This window comes from Bradyrhizobium sp. 62, from assembly GCF_023073035.1.
Taxonomy (GTDB): domain Bacteria; phylum Pseudomonadota; class Alphaproteobacteria; order Rhizobiales; family Xanthobacteraceae; genus Bradyrhizobium.
Map to the genome: position 1 here is coordinate 60,178 of NZ_JADPIT010000023.1, position 17,366 is coordinate 77,543.

Below are 17,366 nucleotides of genomic sequence, written 5' to 3' on the forward strand. Positions count from 1 at the left end.
CGACGACGGCCTGCTGGCCGGAGTCGTCGCCACCAATCGTATCCTGTCACAGATCCTGAAACGCTTCGGTGTGGAGGAAATTGAGGCTCTAAATCGGCCATTCGACCCGATGAAGCACGAAGCAGTGATGGAAACTGATCGGTCCGATCAGTCACCTGGGAACGTCGCGGACGTCTTGGAAAATGGCTACATGCTTCACGACCGTCTCTTGCGGCCGGCCCGCGTCGTGGTAGCCAAGCCGCCTAAACCACAGTCGCCGTCATCCCCGCAACAATGAACCGCGGTCTGCTCGGCGGGCCGACGCATAACAGGAGCTGGTGTTGGCTGCAGACCCCTATGCAACGCTGGGCGTCAAGAGAGACGCGACACAGGCCGACATTCAGAAGGCCTACCGTCGGCTCGCCAAGAAGCTGCATCCCGATCTTAATCCCGGCAACAAGGGGGCAGAGGACAAATTCAAGGAACTTTCTGCCGCCTACAATCTGCTGAGCGATCCGGACAAGCGCGCACGCTTCGACCGCGGCGAGATCGATGCGTCAGGTACTGAGCAGCAGCCCCGGCAATACTACCGTGATTTCGCCGATCGTGAAGGCGCATCGGGCTACAGCAGTGGGGCGGGCTTTGCCGATTTCAGTGACTTCGCCGGTAGCGATGATATCCTCTCCGAGATCTTTGGACGTGCCGGCCGCACCACCCGGCGCGGACGCGGGGCTGACGTCCGATATCATCTTGAGCTCAACTTTCTCGATGCCGTGAATGGCGGCAAGCAATCCATCGTCCTGCCCGACGGGACGACGCTCGAGGTCAACATTCCTCCCGGTACCAGCGACGGCCAGATTCTGCGCTTGAAGGGGAAGGGTCGTCGGGGAACCGGGGACAGTCCGCCAGGCGACGCCTTGATCGAGATCAGTGTCCTGCCGCACTCCTACTTCGTCCGCAAAGGCGACGACATCCACCTGGACCTGCCGATCTCACTGAAAGAAGGCGTGTTGGGCGCAAAACTCAAGGTACCCACCGTGAGCGGCGCTGTCGCGGTCTCTGTGCCGAAATGGTCGAGCTCCGGCCGGGTTCTTCGAATCAAGGGACGCGGCGTTCCGCGGGCCGATGGTAGCAGGGGGGACCAGTACGTCACGCTGAAATTGGTTTTGCCGAAAAAGCCAGATCCGGATCTCGAACGGTTCGTGAGCGGTTGGCAGCCTTCTGATAGCCCAAGACAGTCGATGAGAGTGTGACAATGCAGCTTCAGGAATTCGCCAATCGATCTCACCTCGATTCCTCCACGATTGAAGCCTGGGTGGATGCGGAATGGCTGGTAGCGCATCAACCAGGGCATCCGTTTTCCGAGCAGGATCTCGCCCGCGTGCGCCTCATCCAGGATCTCAAGGACGACCTGGGTGTCAACGAAGAAGGTATCGCGCTGGTCCTGCATCTGCTGGATCAACTATATGGGCTGCGTTGCCTGCTGCGAGACATCCAGGCGATGCGGACCACAACGTCTGACCGCCCGCATTGATGTTTGCGATTGATCGGCTATCATGAGCTTGCGCGTTCGGGCTCCGCTAATCTCTTCTGGCCACGGATCATGCAGTCACTTCTCTCGACACTTCGCGACGCCGCAATGTCACGGGATGCCTGGCCAAAAGCGCTTCAAAGGCTGATGGATAAGGCCGGCGTGGCGGGTGCGGCGCTGATTGTCACGAACAAGACGACAGGTACGGTCGACGAAGCCGTCTTTTGCGGTCTCAGCGCCGAGTTCAAGCCCCGCTACGTCGACCATTACGCCGCGCTCGATCCATACTCGCCTTTGCTGGATGCACGCTGGACTATGCTCTCAACGTGTCTTCCCGAGGCACTTTTGCGGAGAAGCGAGTGGTACAATGAATTTGTGCTGAGCTGCGGCGTTCGGGACATCCTGGGAACGCGACTCTCGGATACTGCGGGTCATTCCGTCATTCTTGGCGTTCACCAGCGGATCGGACGTCCTTTTTCTGAGGATGTTGAACCACTGATCGCCACGATCACGGAACCCCTGAGGTACGCGGCGCGCTGCCATCTAGATCGCCTGAATGGGGGACAGCAAGTCGCCGATCAGCAAACGACGAAACCCGCAGAAGGAGGCCGTTTCTTCTTTCATATTGAGAACGGAGCGACCTATCCCGACGAATGCGGTAGCTTTTTCCTCTCGCCCGTTCACGCCACGGAACGTGGACTCACCATTGCTCGTGAGCTGGCGCGGGATGGCGGCTGGTCTGGCTTGTCTGTCGTTGTCACCGATGAACTGGGACGAACGATCACGCGCGTCCCAATTGAGTCTTGACCGTAAGTCGAGGGCCACATTTGAAGCAACACTGGAACCACTTACGAATAGCCGACAGCGGCTGTCACGTCGCGTAAATGACGGCGCCGGCGTTTATAGAGAATGTCGATGGTCTCTGTCGCTGCGTGACCACCCCCCTCTCCTTTAAGGTCAGAGCATTGACGATTGTCAGCGCGATCTAGCGATCCGCGGATATATTACGGTGTAGAGATCCAAAGATCTTCAAACAACCTCCTTACCAAAGGCCTGGATCAGTTAGCTCCTCCGACGTGAGGCAATATGGTCACCACTACAACGCACGTCCGCGCGCTCCACCCGGTTCCAAATGGGGAAGCGAACCCCCTCTTCCAAGGATGTCAGCTTGGGCCGTTCAGCCTGCCCCATAGGGTGGTCATGGCGCCATTGACCCGTTCAAGAGCCCGACAGCCCGGCAATGTGCCGTCTCCACTCGCGGCCTGCTATTACGCGCAGCGCGCGTCTGCCGCCCTGATCATAAGCGAGGCCACCCAGATTTCGATGCAAGGCCAGGGCTATGCCTGGACCCCGGGTATCCATAGCCGCGAACAAGTCGACGCCTGGCGGCAGGTCACGAACGCTGTACACGAGGCTAATGGACTGATCTTCAACCAGCTTTGGCACGTCGGTCGCATTTCGCATCCGGCCCTGCAGCCCGACAACATGCTCCCCGTTGCGCCCTCGGCGATCACGCCCAAGGGCAGGGCCTTCATCGAAAACGAGCGTGGCGAGGGAGAACTGGTTCCATTTGTGCGTCCACGCGCCTTAACGTTAGAGGAGATGCCATACCTTATCAAACAGTATGAGCGCGCGGCGAGAAACGCGGAGGCCGCCAAGTTCGATGGGATCGAGATTCATGCGGCCAACGGCTATCTGATCGATCAGTTCATCGAGAGCGGCACCAACCGCCGCAGCGACGCTTATGGCGGATCAGTTCAACATCGGGCGCGGCTTCTGCTTGAAATCACGGAAGCCCTGATTCCCATTCTCGGGGCGGACAGGATCGGCGTCCGGCTCTCACCTCTCGGCAAGATGAACGACATCAGCGACGACGCTCCGGAATCGACGTTCGCTTACGTCGTCGAGCAACTTTCCGGCTATGGTTTGGCCTATCTGCACATCGTCAATCCCGCGCTTGAACAGATGCAGAAAGGCGAGAAGCCGGAGCCCTACGCCCTCCACATGACCCGGCTGATCCGGAACAAATATCAGGGAACGCTCATCGTTGCTGGAGGCTTCAACGCCGATACCGCCGCGCAATGGCTACGCGATGGCCAGGCCGACTTGATCGCATTCGGCCGCAAGTTCATCGCCAATCCCGACCTGCCCGAACGGCTGCGCGCCAATGCACCACTGAACGTGGACGACCCGACGACGTATTATGGTGGCGGCGAGAAAGGTTACACGGACTATCCTTCGCTGGAACAGGACCGCGGCGAAAAGGCGAAGGCCTGTGTCGACCAGCGTTGGCGATGATGCAGCAGAGGCGCCAACACGCATGAAAATATTGATCGTCCTCGCGGCATTCCGAAAAGTATTACCTAGTGGGATTGTCGAAGCACGCCTTGCCGATTCAAACCGGCCAATACCAATAGCCGCACAGCCTCTGCGACCTGACGCACTCCCAACCTATGCAACATTCGCGCCCGATGTACCTCGACCGTTCTGATGCTGATGCCAAGCCTGAAGGCAATTATCTTGTTCGGTTGTCCGCCTGCAATTTCATCGAGAACCTGGCGCTCTCGTTGGCTAAGGGCAGCAATCCGGTTCCACGCCTCTGACGCCTCACGAGCTTGGTGTGGACGACCGGACCGCGCCAGCGCGCGTTCAATCGCATCGAGCAGCACTTCATCATCGAACGGCTTCTCAAGGAAATCCACCGCGCCGGCCTTCATGGCCCGGACCGCCGTCGGTACGTCAGACTGGCCCGTCATAACGACAACAGGAATCGTGCAGCCCATCCTGTCGAGTGCCGCCTGCACTTCGAGACCGCTCATCACGGCCATACGCACGTCCAGCAGGACACAGCCACTTGCAAGATGGGGAGCTGCACCCAAAAACTCGACCGGTGCCTCAAACGAATGTGTAACAAAGCCAACTGACTCAAGCAGTCGTCCAAGCGATCGGCGAACGGCTGCATCGTCATCCACGATGTACACTACGTCATTCGGCATGGTCCTATTCCGTTGGCTCCGCGGACGAGAGAGTGAATCGAAACATGGCGCCGCCATTGGGGTTTGGCTCGTACCAAAGTTTCCCACTGTGCGACTCCACAATTGAACGACAGATGGCGAGACCTAACCCCATACCGTCGTGTCGCGTCGAGATAAAAGGTTGAAACAGCGTATCGATCACGTGCAGCACCACGCCGCGCCCATTGTCGGCCACGGATATCTCGATCTCCTCGTTGCCGATTTGTCGCGTCACAACATCAATTTTGGCTTGCGGTACGCTCGCGACTTCTTCGAGCGCATTGCGGATCAAATTTACTAAGACCTGCTGGATCTGAATTCTATTTGCGTAAATATGCGATACGCGGGGATCGAAAAACAAACTTATCGAAACCTGCAAGCTTTCGAAGCCGGTACGCGCAAATGCGCTCGCTTCGCGAATTAGCGTCTCGATGTCCTCGATCTTCTTTTCGCTCTCCCCGCGGGTGATAAAGTCGCGAAGACGCCGAAGTATTTGGCCGGCGCGTAATGCCTGCCCGGCGACATCATCCAGTATCTCGCGCATCGACTCCGTCCGCACCGACCCGGATCGCGCAAGAAGACGTAGTGCAGCGTTGGCCGAATTCGCAACCGCCGTGAGCGGCTGGTTCAACTCGTGCGCCAGAGCAGCAGCCATTTCGCCGGCAACGCTTAGCCGGCCCGCATGCGAGAGAGCTGACTGCAATTCACGCGAGCGTTCATCCGCCCGCTTTCGTTCTGTGATCTCCGCCATCAGTTCGGCGGTACGGAGCTCCACGCTTCGTTCGAGCGACTCGTTCAAACGCCGCAGTTCGCCTTCGGCTTGTTTTTGCCTTCTGAGATCTCGGCCGACCATGGCAACGTTCATCGGCCCGTGGCCCCGAGGGTCGTCGATCCTGAAAATATCAACCAAGAATGGGATTTTCTCCCCCGCCTTGAAATTACATAGGCTAAGTTCTCCCATCCACCGTCTATCTGTCAAAGCGACGGGCCAACATTGGTTCAACAGACGTTCCTCATCGCTCGAGCTAACGAAGTCGACCACGTGCAAGTTCGAAACGTCATCTGTCGGCTCAATCCCCACCAGCTGCCGGCCGGCCAAATTGACGAACTGCAACCTGCCATTCAGGTCCGAAAAGGCAACGAAGTCAGGTGATCGCTCGACCAGTGCTACAAAACGTCGTTCGTCCGCCTCCACTTGCTTACGCTGCAACGCTATTGCGACATCACTTGCAGCGACGCCGAGCATAAGCCGATCGGTCTCTCTCGGGAACCCGGGACCAGACGACCCGGCCACAAGTATGGATCGACCCAGTCCGACTGCGGCAGTTGCGATGTTTGCGCTGCCGCGGCCAAGCGGATTGGGTATCACTTGAGGCCGCCCTGCACCTTTAAACCATTCAGGCGTAATCTCGAGCCGGATCGCCTCAGTGACTTCCCGCGGCATTGGTCCGCGTGGCCCATGCGTTGCCGTGATTGGCGCCTCGTCCTGTCCGACAGAAAGACTGACATGCACGAAGTCAGCCGACAGGATCGACTGGAGAGCAAGAGCCACGCTGTCGGCTATTTCCTTCGCAGAGTACCTCTCCCAAAGGGCAGGCAAGGTCGAAAGTGCCGCTAAGTCCCTGATGCAGCGCCGGAGTTCGCCGGAATCTGCAAGCTCTTCCACCCAAGGCATTAGCGCTCTGATCCCGATCCATGTTGCGGGCTTGCTATCTTTTCCCCCAACGGGCGATGGTACCCGATCGTTCGATTCCCGACGTCTCATCGACACCAAGGACAGCGTTCCAAGACTCCCAAGCAACAATCGGTCGTCTATGAGATGCTGAATTCAAGTAAGCAAAACTACGTAGTGGACGGCGGCCTTACAAAGTTCATGCTACGCTTTATGGCATCCTGCCGCGAGGATTGTCCTATGCAAAACCGCAAGCCCGGCTCAGAGACGAGATCCGGCAACACTTTCCAAGATGACGTCCGTCCACCGGCCCGCGCGGAGCCCGGCGGCGAAGCGATCCAAAAGGCTCTGACGACCGCCATCAGGGCTGCCCAAGCAGATTTCGGCACTGTGCAGCAATACGATAGCGCGGAAGACTGCCTCAGGATCGTCGCCAGTTGCGGATTTCCCGATCAAGTTCTGAATTTGTTTCAAATGGTTCGCCGAGATACGAATTCTACTTGTGCGGCAGCGTTGACGCAGCGCATGCGTGTCGTTGTCGGCAACATTGCCGCCAGTTACCTGTTTGTCGGCACGCGCGAGCTGGCAGCGTTACAACAAGCAGGCGTCGCAGCGGCGCATTCTACGCCTATCATCGTTGATAACGGCCAGCTCTGGGGCGTGCTCACGGTACATTTTCGCCGGCCCTGGGAAGATACTCAGTACGATCCCACGCCAATGGAACGGGTAGCCGTCCGCTTTGCCGAGTGTCTCAAGGATGGAGCTCCGCAGCAGACCTTCGCGTACCGCGACGCTGAAGGATCGGACACTCGCACGTTTCAACGAAGATAGGGCCCTTATGTGCTCTTCCGCGGCCCCCATTCCCTTCGCCGGCTCCATGCTTCGCGGACATCGGCATGTTTGTGCTTCTTTTGCTCGGCGAATGACGAGTACAATACGCTTCTGCCGTTTATCTGCGACGGCCTGGATTGCGGTCACCGCGCTTTCCACGTGCTGCCTGAACGGCATGTCGACGATCACGTGACACGACTTCGGAGCGCCGGCATAGACGTTGAGGCCGCGCAACGATCGGGTCAGCTCGAGATCGCACTGCCGCAAGACACGTATTTGCGAACAGGTCGTTTCGACAAGGAAGACATGCTCAATCTCATCCAGCAAGTGCTCGGGAACGGGGCCGCGCTTGGATTCCCGCTTACGCGCATTGATCGCACACTCCGAAACCGCCTTGGACAATTGGAAGAGCAGGAATGATTGGGCGGAATACGAAATGCGGCTCAATGGCGTGCTATCGAACTTCGATGATGCGGTCATTTGCACCTTCGACGTCCATCTCCTGAACACGGCCCTGGCGATCGACATTCTTCGCACGCATCCCGTCGTCGTGATGGGGGGCGTTCTCGTGGAAAACTCGTTCTTCACCAAGCCCGAGGATTTCCTTAGCGAGGTGTCCGAGCGCACCTCGGCATCGCAGCCGTATCGAGGATAAAGCATTCCAATCCGCCGCGGCGAAACTCCCTTCCGCTCGCCCTACCAGTCCTGGGCCACCAGCAAGCCTCTCTGGGCAACTTCTTCTCAATTCATTGACGAGCATCATGGCCGCAATCTCGGCAATGTAGAAAAACATCGACTGTTCAAACAGGGCAAGTACCGATGGACAGAAGCTTTGGGTCATATCTTTGTCCAGAATGCGCAAAAATGCTGCGTCTGGTTCGCAACCGACAGACCAGCGCCAGCCGGATAGGCGCCACTTGCAGCGATCCGATGCAGCGACGGGATATCTCGAACCTCTTTAACGGCGAACTGCGGCCACCACGTGAGCTCCGTTGGATAGCGACCGAGACGGAGAGATCAAAATAATCAGCCTGCCATTCATCCAAACCTCTGTCAGATACGCTTCGATGCGCCAAATACACGCAGCCATCGATCATTTCCATCGCGGCGACTTCGAGTGCGCGGCCACCCTGGCCGCTGCCGGCTGCGGAATGCTGCCTGCTATCGACAACGCCGCCTTGCCCGCGTCGGAAACCCGTACAGCGCCAATTGGGACCGTTGCCCATTGGCTCGCGCATGGCACGGTCCTTAATCGGGTTGGCAAGAGTGGGCGGAAAGAGAGCATCGTTATACGTACGGCGCAGGTAGGGATTGCGATCCATGTGGCGATCACGAGGTTTGACATCGCCTTCCGGGATCAGAAAACGCCTCAGATGATCAGCTTCAGGCGCGCTTCAATTTGGGAAAGAGCAGATTCAGTGACGCTTCGCTACAAACTCGTCCATGTAGCGCAATAGTTTTCCCCCGTCGTTTTTTCGCAGAGCGTCAGCAAGGACCCCGTCGATATGGGTGGCCCCCGAATAAGCCAATGCCCAACGCCCGTACCTTCTTTTTTCGACCGGGTCTGCCTGCAACGTCACAAGGCCGGTATGCCTATCATCGCTACCAATCGAACCCTTCATGATATCGAGGTTAGCCTCTGCGCCTTCAAGGAACTGAGCAAAGTGGCGACCGGAGAACAGCAAAACACCCGTTAGCCCAAGTTCATGATTTCGAGCTTCCGCGATACTTCGAATGTTGGCGATCTCGGCGTCAGCATTCTGCCCGAGCGAACTGGAACTGACGTAGAGCCACGTTGCAAACATCTATACGTTTCGATCCTTCCCGCTCGAAAGAAGACGCCAATTGCGGCAGTGTTATTCGCGAAAATCAACAAGAGTGCAAAAACCACAGTTAGCACAGCGCCGAGGCAGCTTTACCGCCGTTCAACAATGACTGTTCCCCTCACCACGAATAGTGTCCGAATGCCGTCAGTGACTTCGGTGGTCACATAGGTGTTCCGCGAACGCTCCGCAGCTCTCTTCAGGCCGGTCGGCATACGCTCCGCGGCTCGGTGACATGCTGCTGCGTTGGTCGGGAATAGTTCCCCACGCCGGTCTTCAGTCCTTTCGCCACGCACATGCTGATGAAAGTAGTAACGAGGCATTGGGGCCTCCTTTCTCCATTCATGGGTCAACAGACGGGAGAGCGATGTGGTTCAAAAGCGCACTTGAGGTAAGTTGTGAAACTCGGACGCGGAACCGCCGGAGCCCCGATGGCCTAGGTACTCTCGGTGCACCGGCGATCACGGCGCGAACCACCATCTCCGTCGATAGTGCAGACGCGATGAGTACTCGCTGAAAATTTAGCGATGGTTCCAAGTAAGCCGATCATCCATAGCGGCATTACTCTGCGGCGTCCTGAACGGTGCGGATCAACTTGGCTCGCCGCGCGAGGTCGTCATAGATGTTGGCGATCCTACTCAACGTTTTCTGGGCCTTCCTATGCTCCCCGGAGCCTGTCAGCTAGGGAAAGGCACCCTTTGCTGAAACTCATGAGGGTGCAGGCGCGGCTGAAGGCGCATGCTGGCGCAACCAGTCGCGCAAAGCCTCGGCACCGACGGCGCCGGCGCGTTGAACGACGACGTTGCCTCTGTGAAATAGCATCAGGGTCGGAATGCTTCGAATGTTGTAGCGGGCCGAGAGCTCCGCTTCCGCCTCGGTGTCAACCTTCAGGAAGCGAAGCTCGGGTTCGAACTCGCTGGCGGCGCGCTCGAACGCCGGCGCCATCGCCTTGCAAGGCCCGCACCATGCCGCCCAAAAATCGACCACGACCGGAATATCGTTGCGCTGGATGTGAGTGGCGAAGCTGCGGGCGGAAACCGGCATTGAATGTCCCGTAAAGAGGTGCTGTCGACAGTGTCCGCATTTCGCCTGGCGCGCATCCCTCCGGGCCGGAATGCGGTTGGTGCTCGTGCAATGTGGGCAAACGATGTGGCGCACCTCATCGCTCATGGCTCAATGTCTCCTGAATCAGTGGGATGCCAGAGGTTGTTTGCCATCCGGCGGCGGAAAGATTTCATCGAGCTCGGCCAGATCCTGAGGCGTCAGCCGAACGTCGAGCGCGCCACGGTTCTCGCGCACATGCTCCGGCTTGCCTGATTGCGGTATCGCACATACGCCATCCTGGCGCAGCACCCAAGCCAGCGCCACTTGTGCCGGTGTCGCGTCGAGGCGCGCTGCAATCGTCTTGAGCGTGAGGTGATGCAACACACGACCCTGCTCGATCGGTGAATAGGCCATAACCGGCAGGCCGCTGCGCTGGCACATAGGCATGAGATCGTACTCGATGCCGCGGCGCGCGAGGTTGTAGAGCACCTGATCGGTCGCAACGTTTGCACCATTGGGCAAGTCGACGAGTTCTTGCATGTCGGCAACGTCGAAATTACTGACGCCCCAGTTTCGGATCTTACCCGCACCCACCAGAGTTTCGAAGGCATCGACGGTCTCTTCCAGCGGAACCGACCCCCGCCAATGCAGCAGATAGAGGTCAATCTCATCGACTCCAAGCCGAGCCAGGCTTCGGTCGCAGGCCGCCATTGTGCCGTGCCGCGTGGCGTTCTGAGGTAGCACCTTGCTCACCAGAAAAATCTCTTCCCGCCGCCCTTTGATAGCCTCGCCGACGATAAGCTCGGCACCACCGTCCGCATACATTTCGGCAGTATCGATCAGACTCATGCCGAGATCGATGCCGAGACGCAGCGCGTTGACTTCCTGCGATCGGTTCAGCGGATTTTCGGGCATGTGCCAAGTCCCTTGGCCGAGCCTCGGAATATGTTCACCTGAAGGAAGCGCGATTGTCCGAGTGGTCTCCATCAAAGTCATAGGGCACTCCCTGATCATTCACATCTTCATGCTGGCCCGAGCGACGGATTTCAAATTGAACATCGCCCCTGCCGAGCTCGTTAAACGAGGTCATCAAAAAATGAATTCGATATCGATGTGCGAACTCCAGCAAGATTAGGTGCTACAGGTTACAGCAGCAGCTCGAATATCCGCGAAGGCGAGCTCCCGCTGCGTGGTCTGCGGATTTTCAATTCCGGCTCGATGATCTTCAATGCTCGTGCGACCGCGACGCTCAATCCCCCGGCAGGGTCCGGCAGTTGCTTCGGTCTCGTCGCTATAGCTGAATTGCAGCGGCGGCCGATGAGCGAGACGGCCGAGGATCGGCGCCAGTTCTATCGTTTCATCCATCTTCCTGAATTGCACGATGCACTCCTGAAGGCCGGCGGTGATCGGGAGGTTCCATGGCTCGATCAGGACGTCGCCGCCAGCTTTGGCGTCGGCCTCGGCGCGCAGTAACAGCCGACGGATCCTGTGGTCATGAAATCCTCGCAGCGCTTGAGGGCAGCCTTGTCCGAGTTGAGACCAGCTGCCTCGCGAAACAGTCGTTGGAACTGCCGCACGCCCTCTGGGCGCGGCGGCGGCATCTTGTCGGGAGAAGTTGCGCGCTCATTGGACAGGTTTGCCATTTATCGCCGCCACTCGCATTGACAGGCGTCATATGCGAGCGATCTTCTTCACGAACCGCTTGCAGCTCTTTATCATTCCGCGGCGGCTTGCACGAGCTCTTCGCTTCGGCTGGTCCGCACCATCTCCAGAAACGCGTGAATCTGCGGCACAACGGTTGCTCCCTCGCCGATTGCCGCGCCAACGCGCTTGACGGATCCGAAACGAACATCACCCACTGCAAACACACCCGCCACGTTCGACTCGAGCGACGGCACGCTCGCGCCGGCAGCCGATAGAAGGTCGTCAGGGGGTATGTTCGAGCCTGTTCGCACGAACCCCTTGCTGTCGCGGCTGACGTTGCAACCGCTGAGCCACTCCGTTGCGGGCTCTGCACCGATGAACATGAAGACGTTGCGGATTGTTCTCTCAACTTCCGCGCCTGTCCTGTCGCGCCAGCGGACCTGTTCCAACTGGCCCTGCTCGTTACCCGATAACCCTACGATCTCCGTGCAGGTGAGCAACTCGATATTCTCTGTCGCCGCGATCCTATCGATCAGATATTGCGACATACTCGCAGCCAGGCTGGGTCCCCGCACAAGCATCCATACTTTCTTGGCATAGTGGCTTAGAAACACCGCCGCTTGCCCTGCGGAGTTGCCTCCGCCGACCAGCGCCACCTCCTCGTTTCGGCATAGACGAGCCTCGATCGGGGAGGCCCAATACCACACTCCCCGCCCCTCGAAATGCTCCAAATTCCGTATGCTCGGCCTGCGATAGCGCGCGCCACTCGCGATCACTACGCTCAGCGCGATGACACTCCGACCATCGGAGAGCTCGATCGCGAATGGATAGTGCTCACAACGAAGGTTCGCGACCGTCTCGGGGATGATCATCTCCACGCCGAACTTCTGTGCCTGCACATAGGCCCGCCCCGCCAGCGCCTGGCCTGAAATTCCCGTCGGAAATCCCAGATAATTTTCGATACAGCTGCTGGCACCGGCCTGCCCCCCGAATGCCCGCGCCTCGAAGACGCCGACCGACAAACCCTCGGATGCCGCATACACGGCAGCCGCAAGTCCTCCTGGGCCAGCACCCACAATTGCTACGTCATATCGGCGCCCTTCGAGATCTGGAGGCACCATCCCCAGGGCGCGCCCCAAGTCAGCTTCACTCGGATTTTTCAGAATGGTCCCGTTCGGACAGACGACCAGCGGCAATTCTTCCGACTTGCAAGGATAGTGCTCCAACAATGCTTGCGCATCCGGATCCTTTGCGGGGTCCAGCAACTGGTGCGGATAGGCGTTGCGCGCCAAAAATTCCAGCAGACGCACCATGCCGGGATGGCCGTCATGCCCGATGAGACAAGGGCCGCCGGCGCCCGCCTCGATGAGGAACACCCGTCGCAAAATAAGGGCGCGCATGATGCGCTCGCCGAGTTGAACATCGGCGATCAGCAAAGCGCGAAGTCTCGCCGGCAGAACAAGCAGCGCTTCAACGGGCTCGGTCGCGCGCGCATCGACCAGGGCGGGTCCACCGGAGAGTTGGGCGACCTCGGCGATGATTTCGCCTGCACCCAATTCCAACAGTTTCTCCGTCCGGCCAGGTCGATTGCGAGCTTCGATGGATACCCGGCCGGCAATCATGACGAACATGCCCGCCGGACTCTCACCCGTCCGGAATAGATATTGATTCACGTCATAGTGTTTTATCTCGCCGAACCGGCGCATGCGGTCGATCTCGTCCGGCGCGAATTTGGGAAACATGTGCTCGTGGCGGGACTCAAGCATGCCGTTGCCGCTCGTCTGGAGACCGGCGACAACCGTATTGGATAGGTCGTCCATCCTATGCCCCTTTCAGGACCACGGCCCCTGCACGGCGGAAGCATTCCAGGGAAAACCTCGCGGCGCGTGCTGCGTGGTCAACCACTGGTCCGTCGTGAAAGCCTCGATCGCCCAAGATCCGTTGAATCGGCCAATGCCGGAATTTTTCTCGCCGCCAAACGGACAGGTCGGCAGGTCGATGACGGGTTGATCATTGATATGGGCCATCCCGACCTGCATTCGCTGGGCAAAGTGCACGCCCCGGTGGACGTCGCGGGTGAATACGGCGCCGCTTAGTCCAAAACTCGTTTCATTGGCCACAGCCAAGGCTTCTTCGGCATTGCTGACCCGGAGGATCGGCGCCACCGGACCAAATATTTCTTCTGCTGCAAGGTCCATATGGTTAGTGACGTTCACGAACACATGCGGCGGCAACACGAGTCCGTCCGGCTCGCCTCCGAGCAATTGTTTGCAGCCGTCGTCGCCGGCTCGGCGAACGCGTGCCATCAGCTTCTCAAGCTGCGATTTGTTGATGATCGGCCCGATCATGGTATCGCCATCGCGGGGATCGCCTGTTTTCAATCTCGCCACCCGCTCCGTAAAGCGATCAACGAACGTCTGATAGACGGGCTCCTCGACGATGATGCGGTTTATAGCGATGCAGATCTGGCCCTGGTGTAGAAACTTGCCGAACACTGCGGCCTCTACGGCCTGGTCCAGATCGGCGTCCGCGAGCACAACGAAGGGCGCATTGCCCCCGAGCTCCAGATCAACGCGCTTGATGATCGGCGCCTTCGCTGCAAGTTCCGCGATCCTGCGACCGACAGGCGTCGACCCGGTAAACGAAATGACCCGTGGAACGGGATGACTGACGAACGCGTCGCCGATTTCACTGCCGGAGCCGACAACGACGCTCAGGAGCCCCGCCGGCAGGCCGGCCTCCTCAAAGATTTTCGCCAACAACAATCCGCCCGTGACCGGCGTATCACTTGCCGGCTTCACCACAACGGCGTTTCCTACCGCGAGCGCCGGCGCGATTGTGCGATTGCTCAGGTGGAGCGGCCAGTTCCAAGGGCTGATCGCCCCGACTACTCCGACCGGATTGCGCCGCACCTGATTTTCCTTGCCCGGAATGTCGGACGGAATTGATCGGCTTTCGACCGCATGGGGCACCGAGGTGGCCCACAGCATGACCGTGTGAGTCACTTCCCACTCTAGGTTCGCCTTCAGTCGCGTGCTGCCGGATTCCTTGATCAGCCAATCGACGATTTCGCCACGGCGCGCTTCCATCACGTCCGCCGCGCGGCGAAACACGTGCGCCCGCGCCGCCGGTGCTGAGCCAGCCCACTGCACCTGAGCCTTGGCAGCCGCCGCAAACGCAGTATCAAGATCCCGACGATCGGCCTGCTTGATTTCGAGGAGGACATAGCCGGTAAATGGATTCGTGTCGATCAGCCTATGCTCTGCCTGCCCATGGCGCCAGTTTCCGGCAATCGGCAGCAGCTCCAACTGATCATAAGGTTGCGGATCGCTCGTTTGAACTCTGGTGCCATCCGGTACTTTGGCATCCTGTCGGTCGGAACTACGGCTGGCACTGCGCGCGACCATGTCCATCTCCTTGGCAGCTTGCTTTCGCAGCTGACGATGGCGCGTCGAGCAACGTTCCACCTTGACAGCCGTCAACGTAGACGGGGGAAAGCATCGTGCATTCGACTGCTCCTGTAAGGTTCGCCCACGCGGGCAGAGCCTCTGATCGTGCAGCGCGTCAATAAAACCTTGGGATCGGACCTAATTGCGGGGTGGGTCGATCCGACAAGTCAAACATCAATTCATCAACATAGCACCAGCCCCAGCCTTCGGGCGGATCATAGGCTTCGATGATTGGGTGACTGGTGGCATGAAAATGCTTCGTCGCGTGTCGATTGGGTGACTGGTCGCAGCAACCGACATGACCGCAAGTTCGGCAGACGCGGAGGTGCAGCCACGGATCGCCTAGTTGCAGGCATTCTTCACATCCAAGGGACTTGGGAACGACGTCGTGAATTCCTGCCAGGTGTCTGCAACGCTGTGCCATGTCATCCTGCTTAATATCTGTATGCTGCGTTCGGTCTGTCCTCAATCCCCGCCCGTTGCTGAGCGAGCCGTCCTAACCTTACCAGTTATGTCTGATACGCCCCGGCGCAGCGCACTATGCCGGCGTCCAGGTAGGCCGTTCAGTGCAATCGCCGTTTCGGAGATGGCGCGTTGAACTGCGCTATTTCCGCCGTCTGCGGCGCCTTGCCGTTGAATGTCAGCACATTGCCTTCCACGGAGATCGCGACCTTGTCGCCGTCCTTCACCTCGCCTGCGAGGATCATCTCGGCCAGGGGATCCTGCAGATATTTTTGGATCACCCGCTTCAGCGGCCGAGCGCCATAGGCTGGATCCCAGCCCTTGGCGGCGAGCCAATCCCGGGCGTCCGCATCGAGCGTGAGCGTGATCTTGCGCTCGTCCAGCAGCTTTTGAAGCCGGGCGAACTGGATCTCGACAATGCGTCCCATCTCGCTGCGTTGCAACCGATGGAACAGGATGATCTCGTCGACACGGTTGAGGAATTCGGGACGGAAATGCCCGCGCACCATTCCCATCACCTGCTCGCGCACCGCCGAGGTGTCCTCGCCTTCCGGCTGATTCACCAAAAACTCCGAACCGAGGTTCGAGGTCATGATGATCAGCGTGTTACGGAAATCGACGGTGCGGCCCTGGCCATCGGTCAGACGGCCGTCATCGAGCACCTGCAGGAGCACGTTGAACACGTCCGGATGCGCTTTCTCGATCTCGTCGAATAGAACGACCTGGTAGGGCCGGCGCCGCACCGCTTCGGTTAGCGCGCCGCCCTCGTCATAGCCAACATAGCCCGGGGGCGCGCCGATCAGCCGCGAGACCGAATGCTTCTCCATGTACTCGGACATGTCGAGGCGGACCATCGCGGTCTCGTCGTCGAACAAGTACTCCGCCAAGGCTTTAGTCAGCTCGGTTTTGCCGACGCCAGTCGGCCCGAGAAACATGAACGAGCCCATCGGCCGGTTCGGATCTTGCAGGCCCGCCCGCGAGCGGCGCACAGCGGTCGCGACCGCATGCACCGCCTCAGCCTGACCGACCACGCGCTGGCCGAGCTGCTCCTCCATTTTCAGAAGCTTCTCCTTCTCGCCCTCCAGCATCTTGTCGACGGGCACGCCGGTCCAGCGCGACACCACCTGCGCGATATGGTTGGCGGTGACTGCCTCCTCCACCGTGGCGCCCGCATTCTCATTGGCCTCGATCTCGGCCAGTTGCTTCTCCAGCGCCGGAATCTTGCCATAGGCAAGCTCGCCGGCCCTCTGGAATTCGCCGCGCCGCTGCGCGTTAGCAAGCTCGACCCGAAGCGCATCGAGTTCGCTCTTCAGCTTCTGGGCGTTCGAGAGCTTGTTCTTCTCCGTGCTCCAGCGCGCGGTCAACGCCGCGGACTTCTCCTCGAGATCGGCAAGCTCCTTCTCCAGCGCCTGAAGCCGCGTCTTGGAGCCAAGATCGCTCTCCTTCTTCAGGGCCTCCTGCTCGATCTTGAGCCGGATGATCTCGCGGTCGAGCGAATCGAGTCCTTCCGGCTTGGAGTCGACCTGCATCTTCAGCCGCGCGGCCGCCTCGTCCATCAGGTCGATCGCCTTGTCCGGAAGAAAACGGTCGGTGATGTAGCGGTTGGACAGGATTGTAGCCGCAACAAGCGCGGAATCGGTGATCCGCACGCCGTGGTGCTGCTCGTACTTGTCCTTCAGCCCGCGGAGGATCGAGATGGTGTCCTCGACTGTGGGCTCGCTGACGAAGATCGGCTGGAAGCGCCGTGCCAGTGCCGCATCCTTCTCGACATGCTTGCGGTACTCGTCGAGCGTGGTCGCGCCGATGCAGTGCAGCTCGCCACGCGCAAGCGCGGGCTTGAGCAGATTGGACGCGTCCATTGCGCCGTCGGCCTTGCCGGCCCCGATCAACGTGTGCATCTCGTCGATGAACAGGATG

17 protein-coding genes are annotated in these 17,366 nt (G+C 59.2%); 7 read left to right on the plus strand and 10 right to left on the minus strand.

Translation table 11 applies throughout. The features are described from left to right. The 5 genes from grpE to IVB47_RS23890 all read left to right on the plus strand — a co-directional run. The coding region (gene grpE / locus IVB47_RS23870; protein WP_247464873.1) for a nucleotide exchange factor GrpE at positions 1–277 on the plus strand (277 nt) is incomplete at its 5' end. 43 nt (positions 278–320) lie between these two features. After that, complete coding sequence (locus tag IVB47_RS23875) at positions 321–1,232, plus strand: DnaJ C-terminal domain-containing protein (RefSeq protein ID WP_247464876.1); 912 nt, start codon at positions 321–323, stop codon at positions 1,230–1,232. 2 nt (positions 1,233–1,234) lie between these two features. Beyond that, a complete protein-coding gene (locus IVB47_RS23880) occupies positions 1,235–1,513 on the plus strand; it encodes a chaperone modulator CbpM (RefSeq protein ID WP_247464879.1) in 279 nt (92 codons plus the stop codon). Positions 1,514–1,582: 69 nt separating this feature from the next. After that, positions 1,583–2,317, plus strand: a complete 735-nt coding sequence (locus tag IVB47_RS23885) for a hypothetical protein (protein ID WP_247464882.1) — start codon at positions 1,583–1,585, stop codon at positions 2,315–2,317. A 279-nt stretch (positions 2,318–2,596) separates the two neighbouring features. Next, a complete protein-coding gene (locus IVB47_RS23890; protein ID WP_256467919.1) occupies positions 2,597–3,808 on the plus strand; it encodes an alkene reductase in 1,212 nt (403 codons plus the stop codon). Positions 3,809–3,873: 65 nt separating this feature from the next. Here the strand turns inward: IVB47_RS23890 and IVB47_RS23895 are convergent, their stop codons facing one another. Both IVB47_RS23895 and IVB47_RS23900 read right to left on the minus strand, forming a co-directional pair. Then, positions 3,874–4,506 (minus strand): response regulator, encoded by a 633-nt coding sequence (locus IVB47_RS23895; RefSeq protein WP_247464887.1) that lies wholly within the window; start codon positions 4,504–4,506, stop codon positions 3,874–3,876. Positions 4,507–4,510: 4 nt separating this feature from the next. After that, positions 4,511–6,199 (minus strand): ATP-binding protein, encoded by a 1,689-nt coding sequence (locus IVB47_RS23900; RefSeq protein ID WP_247464892.1) that lies wholly within the window; start codon positions 6,197–6,199, stop codon positions 4,511–4,513. Between the two features lie 237 nt (positions 6,200–6,436). Here IVB47_RS23900 and IVB47_RS23905 point away from each other — a divergent pair, with 237 nt between their 5' ends. Beyond that, positions 6,437–7,027 carry a GAF domain-containing protein gene (locus tag IVB47_RS23905; RefSeq protein ID WP_247464895.1) on the plus strand — a complete coding sequence of 197 codons (591 nt, stop codon included), beginning with the start codon at positions 6,437–6,439 and terminating at the stop codon, positions 7,025–7,027. Between the two features lie 454 nt (positions 7,028–7,481). Here IVB47_RS23905 and IVB47_RS23910 read toward each other — a convergent pair whose 3' ends face one another. The 4 genes from IVB47_RS23910 to IVB47_RS23925 form a co-directional block, all read right to left on the minus strand. Further along, positions 7,482–7,868 (minus strand): hypothetical protein, encoded by a 387-nt coding sequence (locus tag IVB47_RS23910; protein WP_247464898.1) that lies wholly within the window; start codon positions 7,866–7,868, stop codon positions 7,482–7,484. 574 nt (positions 7,869–8,442) lie between these two features. Beyond that, a complete protein-coding gene (locus IVB47_RS23915) occupies positions 8,443–8,832 on the minus strand; it encodes a BLUF domain-containing protein (RefSeq protein ID WP_247464901.1) in 390 nt (129 codons plus the stop codon). A gap of 726 nt (positions 8,833–9,558) precedes the next feature. Then, positions 9,559–10,020 (minus strand): thioredoxin TrxC, encoded by a 462-nt coding sequence (gene trxC / locus IVB47_RS23920; protein ID WP_247464904.1) that lies wholly within the window; start codon positions 10,018–10,020, stop codon positions 9,559–9,561. A gap of 18 nt (positions 10,021–10,038) precedes the next feature. After that, positions 10,039–10,881: an aldo/keto reductase gene (locus tag IVB47_RS23925; protein WP_247465298.1), complete on the minus strand. Its 843-nt coding sequence runs from the start codon at positions 10,879–10,881 to the stop codon at positions 10,039–10,041. 330 nt (positions 10,882–11,211) lie between these two features. Here IVB47_RS23925 and IVB47_RS23930 point away from each other — a divergent pair, with 330 nt between their 5' ends. Beyond that, positions 11,212–11,367, plus strand: coding sequence for a hypothetical protein (locus IVB47_RS23930; protein WP_247464906.1), 156 nt, complete (start codon positions 11,212–11,214; stop codon positions 11,365–11,367). A 242-nt stretch (positions 11,368–11,609) separates the two neighbouring features. Here the strand turns inward: IVB47_RS23930 and IVB47_RS23935 are convergent, their stop codons facing one another. The 4 genes from IVB47_RS23935 to IVB47_RS23950 all read right to left on the minus strand — a co-directional run. Then, positions 11,610–13,358 (minus strand): cyclic nucleotide-binding domain-containing thioredoxin-disulfide reductase, encoded by a 1,749-nt coding sequence (locus IVB47_RS23935; protein WP_247464909.1) that lies wholly within the window; start codon positions 13,356–13,358, stop codon positions 11,610–11,612. Between the two features lie 12 nt (positions 13,359–13,370). Beyond that, positions 13,371–14,945: an aldehyde dehydrogenase family protein gene (locus IVB47_RS23940; protein WP_247464912.1), complete on the minus strand. Its 1,575-nt coding sequence runs from the start codon at positions 14,943–14,945 to the stop codon at positions 13,371–13,373. A 157-nt stretch (positions 14,946–15,102) separates the two neighbouring features. Next, positions 15,103–15,411 (minus strand): UBP-type zinc finger domain-containing protein, encoded by a 309-nt coding sequence (locus IVB47_RS23945; protein ID WP_247464915.1) that lies wholly within the window; start codon positions 15,409–15,411, stop codon positions 15,103–15,105. A 139-nt stretch (positions 15,412–15,550) separates the two neighbouring features. Next, a partial coding sequence (locus tag IVB47_RS23950; protein ID WP_247464919.1) for an AAA family ATPase occupies positions 15,551–17,366 on the minus strand: 1,816 nt, incomplete at its 5' end.

What these genes read in the sequence shown, in the direction of transcription:
- IVB47_RS23880 (WP_247464879.1), top strand. Translation starts at nt 1,235, where the DNA reads ATGCAGCTTCAGGAATTCGCCAATCGATCTCACCTCGATTCCTCCACG.
- IVB47_RS23885 (WP_247464882.1), top strand. Translation starts at nt 1,583, where the DNA reads ATGCAGTCACTTCTCTCGACACTTCGCGACGCCGCAATGTCACGGGAT.
- IVB47_RS23890 (WP_256467919.1), top strand. Translation starts at nt 2,597, where the DNA reads ATGGTCACCACTACAACGCACGTCCGCGCGCTCCACCCGGTTCCAAAT.
- IVB47_RS23895 (WP_247464887.1), bottom strand. Translation starts at nt 4,506, where the DNA reads ATGCCGAATGACGTAGTGTACATCGTGGATGACGATGCAGCCGTTCGC.
- IVB47_RS23900 (WP_247464892.1), bottom strand. Translation starts at nt 6,199, where the DNA reads ATGCCTTGGGTGGAAGAGCTTGCAGATTCCGGCGAACTCCGGCGCTGC.
- IVB47_RS23905 (WP_247464895.1), top strand. Translation starts at nt 6,437, where the DNA reads ATGCAAAACCGCAAGCCCGGCTCAGAGACGAGATCCGGCAACACTTTC.
- IVB47_RS23910 (WP_247464898.1), bottom strand. Translation starts at nt 7,868, where the DNA reads ATGACCCAAAGCTTCTGTCCATCGGTACTTGCCCTGTTTGAACAGTCG.
- IVB47_RS23915 (WP_247464901.1), bottom strand. Translation starts at nt 8,832, where the DNA reads ATGTTTGCAACGTGGCTCTACGTCAGTTCCAGTTCGCTCGGGCAGAAT.
- trxC (WP_247464904.1), bottom strand. Translation starts at nt 10,020, where the DNA reads ATGAGCGATGAGGTGCGCCACATCGTTTGCCCACATTGCACGAGCACC.
- IVB47_RS23925 (WP_247465298.1), bottom strand. Translation starts at nt 10,881, where the DNA reads ATGGAGACCACTCGGACAATCGCGCTTCCTTCAGGTGAACATATTCCG.
- IVB47_RS23930 (WP_247464906.1), top strand. Translation starts at nt 11,212, where the DNA reads ATGAGCGAGACGGCCGAGGATCGGCGCCAGTTCTATCGTTTCATCCAT.
- IVB47_RS23935 (WP_247464909.1), bottom strand. Translation starts at nt 13,358, where the DNA reads ATGGACGACCTATCCAATACGGTTGTCGCCGGTCTCCAGACGAGCGGC.
- IVB47_RS23940 (WP_247464912.1), bottom strand. Translation starts at nt 14,945, where the DNA reads ATGGTCGCGCGCAGTGCCAGCCGTAGTTCCGACCGACAGGATGCCAAA.
- IVB47_RS23945 (WP_247464915.1), bottom strand. Translation starts at nt 15,411, where the DNA reads ATGGCACAGCGTTGCAGACACCTGGCAGGAATTCACGACGTCGTTCCC.